The organism is Enterobacter sp. H2G27 (genome assembly GCF_054403075.1).
Map to the genome: position 1 here is coordinate 3,804,740 of NZ_JBSVSI010000001.1, position 17,110 is coordinate 3,821,849.

At 54.5% G+C, this 17,110-nt stretch carries 18 protein-coding genes; 7 read left to right on the forward strand and 11 right to left on the reverse strand.

The window, feature by feature from the left end; genetic code table 11:
* Positions 1–3: 3 nt before the first annotated feature.
* From sspA to zapE, 4 genes are all read right to left on the reverse strand, one after another.
* Positions 4–642 carry a stringent starvation protein SspA gene (gene sspA, locus ACW9E7_RS18080; RefSeq protein WP_014885418.1) on the reverse strand — a complete coding sequence of 213 codons (639 nt, stop codon included), beginning with the start codon at positions 640–642 and terminating at the stop codon, positions 4–6.
* 308 nt (positions 643–950) lie between these two features.
* Positions 951–1,343: a 30S ribosomal protein S9 gene (gene rpsI / locus ACW9E7_RS18085; RefSeq protein WP_003860436.1), complete on the reverse strand. Its 393-nt coding sequence runs from the start codon at positions 1,341–1,343 to the stop codon at positions 951–953.
* A gap of 15 nt (positions 1,344–1,358) precedes the next feature.
* Positions 1,359–1,787: a 50S ribosomal protein L13 gene (gene rplM, locus ACW9E7_RS18090; RefSeq protein WP_003860434.1), complete on the reverse strand. Its 429-nt coding sequence runs from the start codon at positions 1,785–1,787 to the stop codon at positions 1,359–1,361.
* 302 nt (positions 1,788–2,089) lie between these two features.
* The gene (gene zapE / locus ACW9E7_RS18095) at positions 2,090–3,214 is read right to left on the reverse strand and encodes a cell division protein ZapE (protein ID WP_458728179.1); all 1,125 of its coding nucleotides are present in this window, start codon (positions 3,212–3,214) and stop codon (positions 2,090–2,092) included.
* A 189-nt stretch (positions 3,215–3,403) separates the two neighbouring features.
* On the opposite strand from zapE, the gene zapG reads away from it, so the two are divergent.
* The 3 genes from zapG (at position 3,404) to degS (ending at position 6,500) form a co-directional block, all read left to right on the forward strand.
* Positions 3,404–3,802: a Z-ring associated protein ZapG gene (zapG, locus tag ACW9E7_RS18100; protein ID WP_008502832.1), complete on the forward strand. Its 399-nt coding sequence runs from the start codon at positions 3,404–3,406 to the stop codon at positions 3,800–3,802.
* A gap of 171 nt (positions 3,803–3,973) precedes the next feature.
* Positions 3,974–5,341, forward strand: coding sequence for a serine endoprotease DegQ (gene degQ / locus ACW9E7_RS18105; RefSeq protein WP_458728180.1), 1,368 nt, complete (start codon positions 3,974–3,976; stop codon positions 5,339–5,341).
* A gap of 91 nt (positions 5,342–5,432) precedes the next feature.
* A complete protein-coding gene (degS, locus tag ACW9E7_RS18110) occupies positions 5,433–6,500 on the forward strand; it encodes an outer membrane-stress sensor serine endopeptidase DegS (RefSeq protein ID WP_458728181.1) in 1,068 nt (355 codons plus the stop codon).
* A gap of 55 nt (positions 6,501–6,555) precedes the next feature.
* Here the strand turns inward: degS and mdh are convergent, their stop codons facing one another.
* Positions 6,556–7,494, reverse strand: a complete 939-nt coding sequence (gene mdh, locus ACW9E7_RS18115) for a malate dehydrogenase (RefSeq protein ID WP_008502835.1) — start codon at positions 7,492–7,494, stop codon at positions 6,556–6,558.
* A 397-nt stretch (positions 7,495–7,891) separates the two neighbouring features.
* Here mdh and argR point away from each other — a divergent pair, with 397 nt between their 5' ends.
* The 3 genes from argR to yhcN (ACW9E7_RS18130) all read left to right on the forward strand — a co-directional run bounded on the left by argR (position 7,892) and on the right by yhcN (ACW9E7_RS18130) (position 9,378).
* Positions 7,892–8,362 (forward strand): transcriptional regulator ArgR, encoded by a 471-nt coding sequence (gene argR, locus ACW9E7_RS18120; protein WP_023309388.1) that lies wholly within the window; start codon positions 7,892–7,894, stop codon positions 8,360–8,362.
* Between the two features lie 375 nt (positions 8,363–8,737).
* Positions 8,738–9,001, forward strand: coding sequence for a peroxide/acid stress response protein YhcN (gene yhcN, locus ACW9E7_RS18125; RefSeq protein ID WP_023309389.1), 264 nt, complete (start codon positions 8,738–8,740; stop codon positions 8,999–9,001).
* 110 nt (positions 9,002–9,111) lie between these two features.
* Positions 9,112–9,378 carry a peroxide/acid stress response protein YhcN gene (gene yhcN, locus ACW9E7_RS18130; RefSeq protein ID WP_032659672.1) on the forward strand — a complete coding sequence of 89 codons (267 nt, stop codon included), beginning with the start codon at positions 9,112–9,114 and terminating at the stop codon, positions 9,376–9,378.
* Between the two features lie 61 nt (positions 9,379–9,439).
* Here yhcN (ACW9E7_RS18130) and ACW9E7_RS18135 read toward each other — a convergent pair whose 3' ends face one another.
* The 5 genes from ACW9E7_RS18135 to aaeX all read right to left on the reverse strand — a co-directional run bounded on the left by ACW9E7_RS18135 (position 9,440) and on the right by aaeX (position 14,419).
* Entirely contained in the window at positions 9,440–9,712 is a 273-nt protein-coding gene (locus tag ACW9E7_RS18135; RefSeq protein WP_008502839.1) for a barstar family protein, read from the reverse strand.
* A 45-nt stretch (positions 9,713–9,757) separates the two neighbouring features.
* Positions 9,758–11,212: an NAD-dependent succinate-semialdehyde dehydrogenase gene (locus tag ACW9E7_RS18140; RefSeq protein ID WP_133295220.1), complete on the reverse strand. Its 1,455-nt coding sequence runs from the start codon at positions 11,210–11,212 to the stop codon at positions 9,758–9,760.
* Positions 11,213–11,302: 90 nt separating this feature from the next.
* Complete coding sequence (aaeB, locus tag ACW9E7_RS18145; protein ID WP_458728182.1) at positions 11,303–13,270, reverse strand: p-hydroxybenzoic acid efflux pump subunit AaeB; 1,968 nt, start codon at positions 13,268–13,270, stop codon at positions 11,303–11,305.
* Positions 13,271–13,275: 5 nt separating this feature from the next.
* Positions 13,276–14,208, reverse strand: a complete 933-nt coding sequence (aaeA, locus tag ACW9E7_RS18150) for a p-hydroxybenzoic acid efflux pump subunit AaeA (protein ID WP_023309394.1) — start codon at positions 14,206–14,208, stop codon at positions 13,276–13,278.
* 7 nt (positions 14,209–14,215) lie between these two features.
* Complete coding sequence (gene aaeX / locus ACW9E7_RS18155; protein ID WP_003860416.1) at positions 14,216–14,419, reverse strand: p-hydroxybenzoic acid efflux pump operon protein AaeX; 204 nt, start codon at positions 14,417–14,419, stop codon at positions 14,216–14,218.
* Between the two features lie 180 nt (positions 14,420–14,599).
* Between aaeX and aaeR the strand changes: the two genes are divergently transcribed.
* Positions 14,600–15,526: an HTH-type transcriptional activator AaeR gene (aaeR, locus tag ACW9E7_RS18160; protein WP_023616809.1), complete on the forward strand. Its 927-nt coding sequence runs from the start codon at positions 14,600–14,602 to the stop codon at positions 15,524–15,526.
* A gap of 58 nt (positions 15,527–15,584) precedes the next feature.
* Here aaeR and tldD read toward each other — a convergent pair whose 3' ends face one another.
* Entirely contained in the window at positions 15,585–17,030 is a 1,446-nt protein-coding gene (tldD, locus tag ACW9E7_RS18165) for a metalloprotease TldD (RefSeq protein WP_023309396.1), read from the reverse strand.
* Between the last annotated feature and the right edge of the window lie 80 nt (positions 17,031–17,110).

Consider the following 17,110-nt stretch of genomic DNA (forward strand, 5'->3'; position numbering starts at 1 on the left):
TCATTAGCCTCGGCCGAGACGCATTTCACGTTCCGGTTCAGTTAAGGATGCCAGGAAAGAGTCGCGCTCAAAGACGCGAGTCATGTAGCCCTTCAGCTCTTTCGCGCCAGGACCGCTGAACTCTACGCCCAGGGTCGGCAGACGCCACAGCAGCGGTGCCAGGTAGCAATCCACCAGGCTGAACTCATCGCTCAGGAAGAACGGTTTCTGACCAAACACCGGGGCGATTGCCAGCAGCTCTTCACGCAGTTGCTTACGCGCAGCGTCAGCTTCAGAAGCGGAACCGCTGGTAATCACGTTCATCAGCGAGTACCAGTCTTTTTCGATACGCTGCATGTACAGGCGGCTTTCACCACGCGCGACAGGGTAAACAGGCATCAGCGGCGGATGCGGGAAACGCTCATCCAGATATTCCATAATGATACGGGATTCCCACAGGGTCAGCTCGCGATCCACCAGCGTCGGTACGCTTTGGCTCGGGTTGAGATCGATCAGATCCTGAGGCGGGTTATCCTTTTCCACATGCTCGATCTCAAAACTGACACCCTTCTCGGCCAGCACGATACGAACCTGATGGCTATAAATGTCAGTAGGACCAGAAAACAGCGTCATTACCGAACGTTTGTTGGCAGCGACAGCCATGAAAACCTCCAGGTATATTCAGAATTTTTACTGCTACCAGCCCAACAGGGGCCAGCCAGATGTTGTATCGCCCATCCCAGAGAAAACACATTGTTCAAGAAACGAACAAAAATCGAGTATTCACCGATATTTGGGCAGAAAATTGGATGATAGTTTACCAGATTTTGATGGCTTTGTGGTGAGGGGATTCTGGAAATGTGGAAAAAGAGAAGATATATGCATGCATATTGTGGATAACCTGCGCATTATCCATAAAAAAACCCGCCGAAGCGGGTTTTTCGCCAATCGTTCTGCGTAAGCAGAATGGATTAACGTTTGGAGAACTGTGGACGACGACGTGCTTTACGCAGACCCACTTTCTTACGTTCAACCTGACGCGCGTCACGAGTAACGAAGCCAGCTTTACGCAGTTCAGAACGCAGGGATTCGTCGTACTCCATCAGAGCGCGGGTGATACCGTGACGGATCGCACCTGCCTGACCGGAGATACCACCACCTTTAACGGTGATGTACAGATCCAGTTTTTCTACCATGTCAACCAGTTCCAGCGGCTGGCGAACTACCATGCGGGCAGTTTCGCGACCGAAGTATTGTTCCAGAGAACGCTGGTTGATTACGATTTTACCACTGCCCGGTTTGATGAAAACGCGAGCTGCGGAACTTTTGCGGCGACCAGTGCCGTAGTATTGATTTTCAGCCATTGCCTATAATCCCGATTAGATGTCAAGAACTTGCGGTTGCTGTGCCGCGTGGTTGTGCTCGTTGCCTGCGTAAACTTTCAGTTTACGGAACATAGCACGACCCAGCGGGCCTTTTGGCAGCATGCCTTTAACCGCGATTTCAATCACACGCTCAGGACGGCGGGCAATCATCTCTTCAAAGGTCGCTTCTTTGATACCACCGATGTGGCCGGTGTGGTGGTAGTACATTTTGTCAGTACGCTTGTTGCCGGTTACAGCAACTTTATCAGCGTTCAGAACGATGATGTAATCACCGGTATCAACGTGCGGAGTGTATTCCGCTTTGTGCTTACCGCGCAGGCGACGAGCCAGTTCAGTAGCCAGACGGCCCAGAGTTTTACCGGTCGCGTCAACAACATACCAGTCGCGCTGTACGGTTTCTGGTTTAGCTGTAAAAGTTTTCATTAAAAGCTTACCCAAATAATAAGTTACACGTTGGTGAACACCCAAACGTTTAGTCAGTTGAGGTTCACACGACAAAGTCCGGCAAACCTACCCCTTCGAATAGCACATGCCGACACATAGAAAGTTTCGGGAAAAAAACCTTCTCGTAACGTGGGGTCGCAAGATTATAGAGAAGTTGAGGTCAAAGATCGACCCTTAAATGTGATTTGGAATGGGTTTTTCGGGGCCACGGAAAATGCCGGGTGGCGGCTGCGCCTTACCCGGCCTACAAGGCACCCTTCTCAGGGAGAGGGTGGTATTTATTACGGCATATGCTCCAGCTTCAGGTAGTCCTCGCTCTGCATCTCCTGCAGGCGAGACAGGCAGCGCTGGAACTCAAACTTCAGCCGCTCTCCCTGGTAAATCTCATATAAAGGTACCTCGGCGCTGACCACCAGCTTGACGTGGCGCTCATAAAACTCGTCCACCAGCGCAATGAAGCGTCGCGCCTCGCTCTCCATCAGCCGCGTCATCACCGGCACATCCAGCACCATCACGGTGTGGAACAGACGTGAAAGCGCAATGTAGTCGTGCTGGCTACGGGCATCCACGCAAAGCGTCGTAAAGGAGACCGCCAGCGTTTGGTTTTCGACGCCAAGGGTGGGGAGCGGGCGATGGTTAATCTCGAGTTCCGGAGCGTGCTCGCGTTTTGCTCCCGCCAGCGCCAGCCAAAGTTTATCCATCTCGCAGGTGGTATCGGCATTTAGCGGCGAAAGCCACAGGTGCGCCTGGGTCAGCGTGCGCAGACGATAATCGACACCGGCATCGACGTTCATAATGTCACAATGCTGTTTGATAGCGTCAATGGCGGGCAGGAAGCGTGCCCGCTGCAGGCCGTTGCGGTACAGATCGTCCGGCGGGATATTCGACGTGGCCACCAGCGTAATCCCGCGGGCAAATAACGCCTTCATCAGGCCGCCTAACAGCATGGCATCGGTGATGTCAGACACAAAAAACTCGTCGAAGCAGAGCACGTCGGTTTCCGCCTTGAACCTGTCGGCCACAATCTCCAGCGGATCGCTTTTACCCTGCAGCACAGTCAGCTCTTCATGCACCCGCAGCATAAAACGATGGAAGTGCAGACGCTGTTTACGTGTACCCGGCAGGCTCTGGTAGAACATGTCCATCAGCCAGGTTTTTCCGCGACCGACCCCGCCCCACATGTATAAACCGCGCGCCGGCGCGTGAGCCTGTGGCGCTTTTTTACCGAGCAACCGCCCAAACGCCGCCTTTAGCCCACCGTTCGGTTCGACTTCTGCGGGTTTTGCAGTGAGCTCCTGATAAATCATCTCCAGGCGGTTTACCGCCTCACGTTGAACGTCGTCAGGCTGATGAGTGCCCTCGTTAAGGGCCAGTTGATATCGCGATGCAGGGGACAGGTTTTGCATAATCTTATTGTTATTCCTTCAATTAACGCTCACCAGCAGACGTGACTGATGAAAAAAAGGCCGTTCTACACTACGCGATGATACGTCAGGATTCCACTTCTGCAGAAATAGCGGTTATAGTGGCATTATCAGGCACAGGCAGGAGCCGAGCCAACACCCTACGGAACAACAAGACAACGGGAGAAGTTCATGACCTGGGAATATGCGCTAATCGGTTTAGTCGTCGGCATCGTCATCGGTGCTGTGGCCATGCGTTTCGGTAATCGCAAATTGCGTCAGCAGCAGTCACTGCAGTACGAACTGGAAAAGAACAAAGCCGAGCTGGAAGAGTATCGTGAAGAGCTGGTCAGCCATTTTGCCCGCAGCGCCGAGCTGCTGGACAACATGGCGACCGACTATCGTCAGCTGTATCAACATATGGCAAAAAGCTCCAGCAGCCTGCTGCCGGAAATGACCGCTGAAACCAACCCATTCCGCAACCGTCTGGCTGACTCTGAGGCCGGTAACGATCAGGCGCCCGTTCAGATGCCTCGCGACTACTCCGATGGCGCGTCCGGCCTGCTGCGCGGTGGTGTAAAACGCGATTAAGCACACAACCTGAATTTATTTTACGGGCGCAGCGATTGCGCCCGTCCTTTCTTCATGACCCCAGCTATCATTTAGTTAAACACCTCATTGTTCAGCGTTTTAAAATTCAATAACATCAACGTGTTTTTAGGGCCGTTTTTCCTTTATTCCAGGTTACGAGAGTCAACATCGATGAAGAAAAAAAACCAGCTGTTGAGCGCTATCGCGTTAAGTGTCGGGTTATCTCTCTCGGCGTCCGTCCCTGTATTCGCTGCTATCCCCTCCCAGGTGCCTGGCCAGGCGGCCATTCCAAGCCTCGCGCCCATGCTGGAAAAAGTGTTGCCTGCGGTCGTCAGCGTTCAGGTTGAAGGCACGGCGGTACAAAGCCAACGCGTCCCTGAAGAACTGAAAAAATATTTTGGCGATGAGTCTCCCGACCAGCAGGCACAGCCTTTTGAAGGCCTGGGCTCTGGCGTCATTATTGATGCAGCTAAAGGCTATATTCTGACTAACAACCATGTCATCAGCCAGGCCGATAAAATCAGCGTCCAGCTAAATGATGGCCGCGAATTTGATGCCAAACTGATTGGCGGCGATGACCAGAGCGACATCGCGCTGCTGCAGGTGCAAAACCCGAGCAATCTAACCCAGATTGCCATCGCGGATTCTGACAAACTGCGCGTCGGCGACTTTGCCGTCGCCGTGGGCAACCCCTTTGGCTTAGGGCAAACCGCCACCTCCGGGATCGTCTCCGCGCTGGGGCGTAGCGGCCTGAATCTGGAGGGGCTGGAAAACTTTATCCAGACCGATGCCTCAATCAACCGTGGAAACTCCGGCGGGGCATTGCTCAACCTTAACGGCGAGCTGATTGGGATTAACACGGCGATTCTGGCCCCAGGCGGCGGCAGCATCGGGATCGGTTTTGCTATCCCCAGCAATATGGCCAAAACCCTGGCGCAGCAGTTGATCCAGTTCGGTGAAATCAAACGCGGGCTGCTGGGCATTAAAGGTATGGAGATGAGCGCTGATATCGCAAAAGCGTTCAACATCAATGTACAGCGCGGGGCGTTTGTCAGTGAAGTGCTGCCAAACTCCGGCTCCGCAAAAGCGGGCGTGAAATCGGGGGATGTGATCGTCAGCCTGAACGACAAACCGCTTAACAGCTTTGCAGAACTGCGTTCGCGGATTGCCACAACGGAACCTGGCGCCAAAGTGAAGCTGGGCCTGATACGTGACGGTAAGCCGCTTGACGTTGAAGTGACGCTGGATAAGAGCACCTCCTCCTCGGCCAGCGCGGAGCTGATCGCCCCGGCGCTGCAGGGTGCGACCCTGAGCGATGGACAGCTGAAAGACGGCACAAAAGGCATTCGCATCGACACCGTCGAGAAGAGCAGCCCTGCCGCGCAGGCCGGATTGCATCAGGATGATGTGATCATCGGTGTAAACCGCAATCGCGTGCAGTCTATTGCCGAACTGCGCAAAGTGCTGGAAAGCAAACCGGCGGTTATTGCCCTGCAGGTCATGCGTGGCAATGAGTCCATCTATATTCTGTTGCGCTAAGCATTTGCGATCCGGACATCACCGCTGCATGTGATGTCCGGATAACTCATGTTATGCTGCAAATCGTTCCTTTTTTAACGAAACGCGCATCATGCTTTCAAAGCTCTTACGTTCTATTGTCATCGGTTTGATTGTCGCTGGCCTGCTGCTGCTGGCGCTGCCGTCTTTACGTCAGTTCAATAAACTGTCGGCTCCCCAGTTTGATAGCGCGGATGAAACGCCGGCCACCTATAACCAGGCCGTACGCCGAGCCGCCCCCGCCGTAGTTAACGTCTATAACCGTGGCCTGAATAGCTCAGCCCACAACCAGCTGGAGATCCGCACCCTCGGCTCCGGCGTGATCATGGACGAGCGCGGCTACATTATTACTAACAAGCACGTGATAAACGATGCTGACCAGATCATCGTCGCCCTGCAGGATGGCCGCGTGTTTGAGGCATTACTCGTTGGGTCTGACAGCCTGACCGATCTGGCCGTCCTGAAGATTAACGCCACGGGCGGTTTGCCGGTCATCCCGATCAACCGTAAACGTACCCCGCATATTGGTGATGTCGTCCTGGCGATTGGTAACCCTTACAACCTGGGCCAGACCATCACCCAGGGGATTATCAGCGCGACCGGTCGTATCGGCCTCAACCCATCCGGACGGCAGAATTTCCTGCAAACCGATGCCTCCATCAACCACGGTAACTCCGGCGGTGCGCTGGTCAACTCGCTGGGCGAACTGATGGGCATCAACACCCTCTCGTTCGACAAGAGCAACGACGGTGAGACGCCGGAAGGGATCGGCTTTGCCATTCCGTTCCAGCTGGCGACCAAAATTATGGATAAGCTGATCCGCGACGGACGCGTGATCCGCGGCTATATCGGTATCGGCGGGCGCGAAATTGCGCCGATGCATACCCAGGGCGGCGGTATCGATCAGATTCAGGGCATCGTGGTTAACGAGGTGGCACCGGGTGGTCCGGCGGCCAACGCGGGAATTCAGGTAAACGATGTGATTGTGTCGGTCAACGGCACGCCGGCGGTCTCTGCGCTGGAGACGATGGATCAGGTGGCGGAAATTCGCCCGGGTTCTATCATCCCTGTTGAGGTCATGCGCAACGATAAGAAACTGACGCTGCACGTAACGATTCAGGAATACCCGGCAACAAACTGACAGGCATAAAAAAACGGAGCGATAAGCTCCGTTTTTTGCCGGGAGACGGTTCGTATTACTTGTTAACGAACTCTTCACCCAGGGTGATATCTTTCTTCAGCGTATCCAGCATGCCTTCCATCGCGTGTTGTTCAAACGCGCTCAGGGTACCAATGGATTTACGCTCTTCGATACCGTTTTTACCCAGCAGCAGCGGCTGAGAGAAGAAGCGAGCGTGTTCGCCATCGCCTTCAACGTAAGCGCATTCAACAACGCCTTTCTCGCCCTGCAGAGCGCGAACCAGTGACAGACCGAAACGTGCAGCCGCCTGGCCCATAGACAGGGTTGCAGAACCGCCACCCGCCTTCGCTTCCACCACTTCGGTGCCCGCATTCTGGATGCGTTTAGTCAGGTCAGCCACTTCCTGCTCGGTGAAGCTCACGCCTGGGATCTGCGACAGCAGAGGCAGGATGGTAACGCCAGAGTGACCGCCGATGACCGGAACTTCCACTTCTGTTGGCTGTTTGCCTTTCAGCTCAGCAACAAAGGTGTTGGAACGGATGATATCCAGCGTGGTTACGCCGAACAGTTTGTTTTTGTCGTAAACACCTGCTTTCTTCAGCACTTCTGCCGCGATAGCAACGGTGGTGTTCACCGGGTTAGTGATGATACCGATGCACGCTTTCGGGCACACTTCAGCAATCTGCTGCACCAGGTTTTTCACGATGCCCGCGTTGACGTTGAACAGGTCTGAACGATCCATGCCTGGCTTACGCGCCACGCCTGCAGAAATCAGCACCACGTCGGCACCCTGCAGTGCAGGACGTGCATCTTCACCGGAGAAGCCTTTGATTTTTACAGCAGTTGGGATGTGGCTCAGGTCAACCGCCACGCCTGGGGTTACCGGAGCAATATCGTACAGGGAGAGTTCTGAGCCTGAAGGCAGTTGGGTTTTCAGTAGTAGGGCAAGCGCCTGGCCGATACCACCAGCAGCGCCGAGGACTGCGACTTTCATCCTAAACTCCTTATTATGGTTAACTTAAGTATCTGTAAATCCGTTGCGGCGACCATAATTCAGCAAGTAAATAATTACAATTTTCGTAGCTAAAGAATTTGAGGTCACGCGACTTTATCTCTCACCAGAAAACTATCTGACGACAGAGGGCAACGCATTAAGAGGTGGTTACAATACACCCTGCCCCGCCACCAAAACAACATCATTTTGATAACATTTAATTTACTTTTAAGCTTATTTGCGCGGCGTGACCCAGGCATGTTTTCTGATAACGAAATCTGATAAAATCACTCCCTTTCATAACATTATTTCAGCCTGGCGCTGAGTAGATAATTTGCATAAAAATTCATCCACATGCATAATAATGTTGTTTCTATCGTCATATTCCGGGTGACTTATGCGAAGCTCGTCTAAGCAAGAAGAATTAGTTAAGGCGTTTAAGGCGCTACTTAAAGAAGAGAAATTCAGTTCTCAGGGAGAAATTGTTCAGGCGCTGCAGGAACAAGGCTTCGATAATATCAATCAGTCGAAAGTCTCCCGCATGTTAACGAAATTTGGCGCGGTGCGTACCCGTAACGCCAAGATGGAGATGGTCTATTGCCTGCCAGCAGAACTTGGCGTGCCGACCACCTCCAGCCCGCTCAAAAATCTGGTTCTGGATATCGATCATAACGACGCCGTAGTGGTGATCCACACAAGCCCCGGCGCCGCACAGCTGATTGCCCGCATGCTGGACTCGCTGGGTAAAACGGAGGGTATCCTCGGGACTATCGCCGGCGATGACACCATCTTTACCACACCGGCTAGCGGTTTTTCCGTGAAAGATCTCCACGAAGCGATTCTGGTTCTGTTCGAACAGGAACTCTAATCCCCTCTCCCCGTAGCGCCGCTGCGGGGATCGTTCTGCTTCCGCTGCGTTCTCCCCTCTTTTCTACTGCCCTTCACTTTGACAAATAGTGCTTTTTACCACCCATTAACATTCACATGGTGAATGCTAAATCAAAGAATCGCACAAAAAATCAAAAGTTGATATCCATATGATTTTATTAGTTATAACCAACTAAGGCGTGCAAAAAACACCCAATATTATGCAGTTTGGTTATAAAAAAAGGACTGGTTAACACGTAATAACAAAAGAAACCATTAGTCTGGTATTAATTTTTACCGTTATTAGTGTATACTTGATTTTGTGATGAGGGTCACGAAACAAGACCCCACTAAAAAATTCGACGAGGTAAGAATCATGAAAATCAAATCAACTGTAGCGGCTCTGAGCGTCCTGTCTGTCCTGTCATTTGGTGCTTTCGCGGCTGACTCTATTAATGCTGACCAGGCGCAATCCCGCCAGGCCATCGGTACGGTTTCTGTCGGCGCGGTCGGCACATCGCCAATGGACATGCATGAGATGCTGAACAAAAAAGCGGAAGAACAGGGTGCATCATCCTATCGCATCATCGAAGCGCGTTCTGGTGACCACTGGCACGCCACCGCTGAGCTGTACAAATAAGTTTTAGTAATAGCTGAAAACGTAAAACTCCACTCAACGGCACCAGGCATAAAAATAGCAGTTCAACCCTTCTCGCCGTTGAGTAAAAACCCTATTCAGGAGTAAAGACTATGAAAACCAAATTGATCATCGCAACCCTCGGTCTGGCGTCCGTTCTCTCTTTCGGCGCAAGTGCAGCCGTACAGCAGGTGAATGCCGACCAGGCACAAAATCTACAGCGTATGGGCAGCGTCTCCGTGACGTCTGTCACCGGCTCACCGATGGATATCCGTCACGAACTGGCAGCCAAAGCTGAAAAAGCAGGTGCCAGCAGCTATCGCGTCACCGAACTGAATCAGGGTGACCACTGGCATGCAACTGCAGAACTGTATAAATAAACCCTCGTCGTATCTCATCATACGACTTGCCCCTGGCCTCATGGTCAGGGGCTTTTTTCATTCAGTGCCGCGCGTTAAAGCGCAACTGCCCTTCAAGCTCTTCTTCCGCTTCATCGAACAGCAATATCAGCGCGCCAAAACGTCTTCGCAGCTTATCGGGCAAATGGATAAACTCAATCTCCAGCGGGAGCGGCAACAGACTGCCGGTGACCACGTCCCAAAGCGTATCCAGATTCGTCACGCTTTCCCTTTCAAGATCAAACACCCGGATAAATTCCCGGTAGAAGTCTTCCTGACTGTCGATCTCGTCAAAATCAAACGTATAGGTTTTCATTGCCAGCCACCCAGTCCAGGCGAGCGGCAGCTGCCGCCCTGTCTATTATAATCCCCCAATATGCAGGGTTTTAACTTCCAGATACTCTTCCAGTCCCAGCACGGAGCCTTCTCGTCCAAGACCTGACTCTTTTACGCCGCCAAAAGGCCCGAGCTCCGTGGAGACGGCGCACTCGTTAATGCCAATCATCCCGCTCTCGATGGCCTGTGAAACGCGGAAGACCCGTGAGAGATTCTGGGTATAGAAGTAAGCCGCCAGCCCATAGGGCGTGTTGTTGGCGCGCTGGATGACCTCATCCTCCGAGGTGAAACGAAAGCACGCCGCCACCGGGCCAAACGTCTCTTCTTCTGCCAGCTTCATGCCTTCATGGCAGTCGCCCAATACGGTTGGCATCCAGAAATTCCCGCCAAGCGGATGGGGCTTACCTCCTGCCAGTACGGTTGCGCCCCGGGCAACGGCGTCGTCGACATGCTCACGCACTTTGTTCACCGCAGAAGGTTCAATCAGCGGCCCGACGACCACCCCCTCCTCAAGACCATTACCCACCTTCAGCGCATTCACCGCATCGGCGAGTTTATTCACAAATTTGTCGTAGACGGTTTCCTGAATATAAAAACGGTTCACGCTGACGCAAACCTGCCCGGCATTGCGAAACTTGTTGGCGATCGCGCCCTTAACCGCTGCGTCGATGTCCGCATCCTCAAAAACGATATACGGGGCATTTCCGCCCAGCTCCATCGAGACTTTCTTCATGGTTTCGGCTGCATTACGCACCAGCGTTTTGCCGACGGAGGTTGAGCCGGTAAAGGAGATCTTACGCACGTCGCGACTTGCCATAATCGCATCGCTGATTTCATGCGTATTCCCGGCAACGGCGTTGAGAACGCCATCGGGCACACCCGCCTGTTTAGCCAATGTTAGCAGCGCAAAGGCGCTGAGCGGCGTGTTATTGGCCGGTTTAATTACCCCGGTACATCCTGCCGCCAGCGCCGGACCTAACTTGCGGGTAAGCATGGCCATCGGGAAGTTCCACGGCGTTATCGCCGCGACCACGCCTACAGGTTCACGGGTCGCCAGAATGCGCGAGCCGGGTTTGATCGGTGGAATAATTTCACCGTTCGCGCGTTTAGCCTCTTCGGCAAACCACTGGATAAAGCTGGCGGCGTACTCCACTTCGCCCTCCGCTTCTTTCAGGGGTTTGCCCTGTTCGGTGGTCATTAACCGCCCGAGCCAGCTTTTATTCTCAATAATCAATTCATACCAGCGGTAGAGAATCGCCGAGCGTTCTTTCGCGGTTTTGGCACGCCATGCCGGGAAGGCTTTGGTAGCCGCTGCGATAGCCTCTTCGGTTTGTGATTTACCCGCTTTGGCAACTTTCGCGATGACTTCCCCGGTAGCGGGGTTAAACACATCGAAGGTCGTATCCAGCGTTTTCCAGATTCCGTTGACCAGATAGCCGGTCTGAAAAAGGATGTGGTCCTGAAGCGCCTGGGTCGTCATGTGTCCTCCCTTTCTGAAATGTAAGAACGTGCTGGAATAAGTATAGCCACAAAAAAACCGACGCTTTTGGCGTCGGTTTTTTTACTTCAGTCAGCTATCAGTGAGGGCATTCTGGTAACGATGCAGCATAAACACTAGCCTTCCTACCGGCTCGGTCACCTGAGGCGGCGCTTCCCAGTGCTTGAGCTTTTCCTGATAGACATCGAGCTCTTCAAGCAGCTGCGTAAAGTAACGACGCCGTTTGTCATCGCTGCTGGCGGAAAGCACGTGATCGGCGGTACGACGTAACTGGCGGTGGAAGGCCGACAGATCGTCGTTAATCGGCACGGGCGCGTTACGCAGACGCTGGTGCGCGATGATCAGGGTTAACGCCAGGCGGAACTTCGCGATATCGCCCGGGAACTTGTTCAGCAGTAAAAACAGCTGCTGGTAGAGCGCGGGCAGATGGTTCTCTTTACGGCGCGCGGTGTTGGTTGTCAAAGACGACACGGCGGCCGACACGAACTGGTTCAGCAGCACGCGGCCCGTTCTTGCCTGCGAGTTATCCCGCACCAGCAGTATCACCATCATTGCCAGGAAACAGCCCACCAGCTGACCTAACGCGCTGTCCAGGAACTGGCTGAAATGGAAGGTCATCGGGTTATCGAGCACGATGATGTTAATCGTACTCGCCAGCGCACCCAGCGATCCCAGGCGCCGCTTTTGCACTTCAATGCCGATAAAGAACGCCATTACCGCCAGGCTAATACAGAGCAGCAGCATGCTCTGTTGCGTCGACGGGATAATGACCAGGAAATAGAGCGCGCCTATCGGCAGGGCGGCAATGGCGCCGTACAGGAAATCGATGGCGACCATACGCGGATTAGGCAGACGCATCGCCAGTGCGGTAACGACGGCAATCATCACCATCGCGCCGTTGCCGGACGTCCAGCCCGTCCACAGCCAGAACAACGTGCCGAGCATACAGGCAAGCGTCGTACGCCAGAAGTTGACCATCGCGTGATGGCGCTCAGCGGATTCCGCCTTGATCACCACTTCGCCCTGCAGTACCTCTTCTTCTGCCGCGCTGATTTTGGTGTTACCAATCACGCCGCGTTTCAGCAGCAGGTAGCGCGTCGCAGCGCCGACCCAGGTGTAGATCGTTACCGGCGTGTCGCGCTCCCCGGTCCAGGCAATCACCCGGCGCATACGTTTAAGCTGCTTATGCACGTCCTGCACGGTTTCCACCGGCTCGGCGAACAGTTCGCGGAACGTATCGGTGACCGCTTCCGGCCGGGTGTTCTGAATCAGATAGGTTTCACATGCCTGGGTAATCAGCGTCAGAGAGACAGTATTAAGGGCTTTAAGGCGACGATTTGCGCGGGCCCAGCGCGAGGACTCCATGTTAAGGTTGCTGCGCATCCCTTCCAGCGCCTGCGTGCGACGAACAAGCCCGCTCCAGGCTTTATCGACCTCTTCGCTGTCGCCGTGTTTAATACACAGCTGCATCAGCTGGTATTGAGCAACGATCAGCGCGTCAAGCTCACGGTCGACTTCCTGCTTGATGGAGCGCGGAGAGAACAGCAGATCCGCGACAATCGCACTCACGATACCAATGACAATCTCGCTGCAGCGCTCAACTGCAAACTGCGGGGCGAGCAGCGGCTCGGACTGAATGGTGATGACAATAATCAGCGCGGTATAGCCCGCCAGCCCCCAGGCGTAGGAGTTCTCCACTTTCACCAGAGACGAGATCCAGGTGCAAAAACCCGCCCAGATACAGCACACCATCAGCATCAGCAATGGCGTGCGGATCATCAGAATAATAATGGTGAGCGCCGCGAGACAGCCGATGAACGTTCCGATGATACGCAGCATCCCGCGATAGCGGATCGCGCCTGAATAAGGTTCCCCACCCGCGGCAAAGGCCGGGCCCGCCGCGACAATCGCAGCCGTCAGCACTGCCCAGCGAGGTGTTTCAAGCTGGAAGTGAAAGCCAACAAACAGCGCCAGCACAATGGCACACGCCAGCTTCACGGCGAAGCGAATGTGCTGGCTGGCGATGGAAAAGATGCCCATAGCGATTAACCAAACTCGCGCAGACGGTGGGCGATTTTACGGAAGAACGAGTCCTGGCTGGCATCCCGATCTTTTTCACCGGTAATCACCACCGTCGCCGTGGTACCCGCAGGCCACAGGTTGCCCTGCTGTTCGTCCAGATGGATACGGACCGGCACGCGCTGGGCCAGACGCACCCACTCGAGGTTGGAATCCACCGTTGCCATCCCTTTGGCATCATTCGAACTGCTGGAATTAGTCACCCCTGCGGCGACGCTGTCGACGGTACCTTTAAAGACGCGATTGCTGCCCAGCGGCGTAATTTCTGCCCGGTAGCCCGGTCGTACGCCTTCCAGCTTGGTCTCTTCCATATAGGCGAGTACGTAGAAGGAGTTCTGTTTCACCAGCGCCACGGCGGTTGAGCCACGGGTAATGAATTCCCCGGCATAGACGTTAAGGTTGGTCACCCAGCCATCGGACGGCGCGCGGATCACGGTACGCTCAAGATCGAGCTTTGCCAGATCGCGCGTTGCCTGCGCTTTCGCCAGCTGGTGCAGCACGGTTTGCAGCACGTTGTTGGACTGGTCAATCTCTTCACGGGACATTGCCTGAACGCCAAGCTGGTTACGGCGGCCAGCCTCGCGGCGTTTCTCCGCAGCCAGCGCCTGGTAATAGGCCACGTCCGCTTCCGCCTCTTCCAGCGCTTTCTGGTAACGAGGCTGGTCGATGGTGAACAGGACCTGATCTTTTTTCACCAGCTGGTTATCGTGGACGTTGACCGCCGTGATAAGACCGGCCACGTCAGGAGCGATTGCCACCACATCGGCGCTGAAGCGTGCATCACGCGTCCACGGTGATTCAGTGTAATAGACCCAGGCGCGGAAAATAGCGATGAAGGCGAGGATAACCAGCGCCATGGTGATGGCAGTGCGGGAGATTTTTCTTGTTAGCGTTTTCACATCAACCTCAGACAAACATGCGCGATATCAGATAAAACAGGCAGCAATACAGCGCGGTATTGAACAATGCAGGGTGCCAGACGAAATCGTAGATCCCGGTAGGGACCAGCACCTTGCGCACCAGCCAGAAGATCGCCAGTGATAAAAGAAGCTCGAAAAATATCGGTGGGAAGGACAGACCGAACACCACGATAACGGGAAACAGACTCATGTTGACCTTGATTAGAGAGAGTGCAGGCTTCAGAATTTTTTTAGCGCACGCCATCGCAGGAGAGCAAGAAACGCCGGGCGAGAATGGCGCAGCCGTTATGTAATAAATAATATATTAACGTAACTGTTATGCTGTTATCTATAATATGTGATCTAAATCACTTTTAAGCCAGAGTGAACAATGGAACGTTTAAAACGCATGTCGGTCTTCGCCAAAGTGGTTGAACTGGGCTCCTTTACCGCCGCTGCACGCCAGCTTCAGATGAGCGTCTCATCCATCAGCCAGACGGTCTCTAAACTGGAAGATGAGCTTCAGGTCAAGCTGCTCAACCGCAGTACCCGCAGCATTGGGCTGACGGAAGCGGGCAAAATTTACTATCAGGGCTGTCGCCGTATGCTGCTGGAAGTGCAGGATGTTCACGAACAGCTCTACGCCTTCAACAACACCCCCATCGGCACGCTGCGCATCGGGTGTTCTTCAACTATGGCACAAAATGTTCTCGCTGCCATGACGGCGGATATGCTGAAAGAGTATCCCGGGCTTACCGTTAATCTGGTGACGGGTATCCCGGCACCGGACCTGATTGCCGACGGTCTGGACGTGGTGATCCGCGTCGGCGCGCTGCAGGATTCCAGCTTGTTCTCGCGTCGGCTGGGCAGCATGCCGATGGTCGTCTGCGCTTCGAAGAGCTATCTGGCCCAGTACGGTGTTCCGGAGAAACCCGCCGATCTCACCAACCACTCGTGGCTGGAATACAGCGTGCGGCCCGACAATGAATTTGAGCTGATTGCCCCGGAAGGGATCTCCACCAAACTGCTGCCTGAAGGGCGATTTGTCACTAACGATCCGATGACCATTTCGCGCTGGCTGGTGGCCGGCGCCGGGATTGCCTACGTGCCGTTAATGTGGGTGATCAACGAGATCAACAGCGGCGTGCTTGAGATCCTCTTCCCGCGCTACCAGTCCGATCCGCGTCCGGTGTACGCCCTGTATACCGAAAAAGACAAACTCCCGCTAAAGGTGCAGGTGTGTATTAACTATCTGACCGAGTATTTTGTGGACGTAGCAGAGCTGTTTCAGGGGATGCGGGGAAGAAGGAAAGAATAGGTTTTGTAATTCGAGACACCTCTCCCGGTTTGGGAGAGGGTTAGAGTGACGGGAAAACTTACGCCGTGCCGCCCACCGTCAGGTTGTCCACTTTCAGCGTTGGCTGGCCCACGCCAACCGGCAGGCTCTGGCCCTCTTTACCGCAGACGCCCACGCCGTTATCCAGTTTCAGATCGTTACCGACCATCGAGATCTGCTGCATGGCTTCAATACCAGAGCCAATTAGCGTCGCACCTTTCACCGCTTTGGTCACTTTGCCCTTCTCGATCAGGTACGCTTCTGAAGTAGAGAAGACAAACTTACCGGAGGTGATGTCCACCTGGCCGCCGCCAAAGTTTGGCGCAAAGATACCGTAATCAACGGATTCGATAATCTCCTGCGGCGTGGATTTACCCGGCAGCATATACGTGTTGGTCATGCGCGGCATCGGCAGGTGCGCGTAAGATTCGCGACGTCCGTTGCCCGTCGGCGCGACGCCCATCAGGCGCGCGTTGAGTTTGTCCTGCATGTAGCCTTTCAGCACGCCATTTTCGATCAGCACGTTGTACTGGCCGGGCGTACCTTCATCGTCGATAGCCACCGAGCCGCGACGATCGCGCATCGTGCCGTCATCCACCACGGTGCACAGTTCAGAGGAGACAAGCTGCCCGATCTGACCGCTGAAGACCGACGTCCCGCGACGGTTAAAGTCGCCTTCCAGCCCGTGGCCTACCGCCTCGTGCAGCAGCACGCCCGGCCAGCCAGCACCCAGCACCACCGGGAATGAGCCCGCCGGCGCCGCGACGGCATTCAGATTCACCAGCGCCATGCGCACGGCTTCTTTTGCCCACGCGTCAGCGCGCGCTTCACCGTCAACGTCGCCCAAGAACCAGTCATAGCCGAAACGACCGCCGCCACCGCTTGAGCCGCGCTCGCGTTTGCCATCGTCGTCGACCTGCACGCTGATGGAGAGACGTACCAGCGGGCGAACGTCTGCCGCCAGAGTGCCGTCCGTTGCCGCCACCAGAATCAGTTCATACACACCGCTCAGGCTGGCTGAAACTTCCTGCACGCGTTTATCCGCCGCGCGGGCGACTTTGTCCACGCGACGCAGGATATCCAGCTTCTCTTCACGGCTCATGCTCTGCAGAGGATCGATGCTGGTATAGAGCGCAGAGTGCTGCACTTCTCCAAGGGTTTTCACGCGACCATCGCCAGTATCACGCACAATGGTACGCGCGGCCTGCGCGCTCTGCTCAAGTGCAGCCAGGCTAATCTGATCGGCATAGGCAAAACCGGTTTTCTCGCCGCTGACGGCGCGGACGCCGACGCCCTGGTCGATGTTGTAAGAGCCATCTTTAATGATGCTGTCTTCTAAAACCCAGGATTCGTGATAGCTCGACTGGAAATAAAGGTCGCCGTAGTCGAGACGGCGTTCGGTCAGTTGACCAAGAATGGAGAACAGGTCCTGATGATTCAGGCCGTTCGCTGCGAGCAAATGTTCACTTACCAGGTTCAGACTCATCGTATTGCTACTCGTTCGTTGCCGCCCGTGGCGGTATAAAGATCGTATTTATTGAGAGTGAGGCAATTACCTGCCCACGT

Bases quoted from the DNA above. Each gene is read 5' to 3' on its own strand.
- sspA (WP_014885418.1), bottom strand. From the start codon at position 642: ATGGCTGTCGCTGCCAACAAACGTTCGGTAATGACGCTGTTTTCTGGT.
- rpsI (WP_003860436.1), bottom strand. From the start codon at position 1,343: ATGGCTGAAAATCAATACTACGGCACTGGTCGCCGCAAAAGTTCCGCA.
- rplM (WP_003860434.1), bottom strand. From the start codon at position 1,787: ATGAAAACTTTTACAGCTAAACCAGAAACCGTACAGCGCGACTGGTAT.
- zapE (WP_458728179.1), bottom strand. From the start codon at position 3,214: ATGCAAAACCTGTCCCCTGCATCGCGATATCAACTGGCCCTTAACGAG.
- zapG (WP_008502832.1), top strand. From the start codon at position 3,404: ATGACCTGGGAATATGCGCTAATCGGTTTAGTCGTCGGCATCGTCATC.
- degQ (WP_458728180.1), top strand. From the start codon at position 3,974: ATGAAGAAAAAAAACCAGCTGTTGAGCGCTATCGCGTTAAGTGTCGGG.
- degS (WP_458728181.1), top strand. From the start codon at position 5,433: ATGCTTTCAAAGCTCTTACGTTCTATTGTCATCGGTTTGATTGTCGCT.
- mdh (WP_008502835.1), bottom strand. From the start codon at position 7,494: ATGAAAGTCGCAGTCCTCGGCGCTGCTGGTGGTATCGGCCAGGCGCTT.
- argR (WP_023309388.1), top strand. From the start codon at position 7,892: ATGCGAAGCTCGTCTAAGCAAGAAGAATTAGTTAAGGCGTTTAAGGCG.
- yhcN (WP_023309389.1), top strand. From the start codon at position 8,738: ATGAAAATCAAATCAACTGTAGCGGCTCTGAGCGTCCTGTCTGTCCTG.
- yhcN (WP_032659672.1), top strand. From the start codon at position 9,112: ATGAAAACCAAATTGATCATCGCAACCCTCGGTCTGGCGTCCGTTCTC.
- ACW9E7_RS18135 (WP_008502839.1), bottom strand. From the start codon at position 9,712: ATGAAAACCTATACGTTTGATTTTGACGAGATCGACAGTCAGGAAGAC.
- ACW9E7_RS18140 (WP_133295220.1), bottom strand. From the start codon at position 11,212: ATGACGACCCAGGCGCTTCAGGACCACATCCTTTTTCAGACCGGCTAT.
- aaeB (WP_458728182.1), bottom strand. From the start codon at position 13,270: ATGGGCATCTTTTCCATCGCCAGCCAGCACATTCGCTTCGCCGTGAAG.
- aaeX (WP_003860416.1), bottom strand. From the start codon at position 14,419: ATGAGTCTGTTTCCCGTTATCGTGGTGTTCGGTCTGTCCTTCCCACCG.
- aaeR (WP_023616809.1), top strand. From the start codon at position 14,600: ATGGAACGTTTAAAACGCATGTCGGTCTTCGCCAAAGTGGTTGAACTG.
- tldD (WP_023309396.1), bottom strand. From the start codon at position 17,030: ATGAGTCTGAACCTGGTAAGTGAACATTTGCTCGCAGCGAACGGCCTG.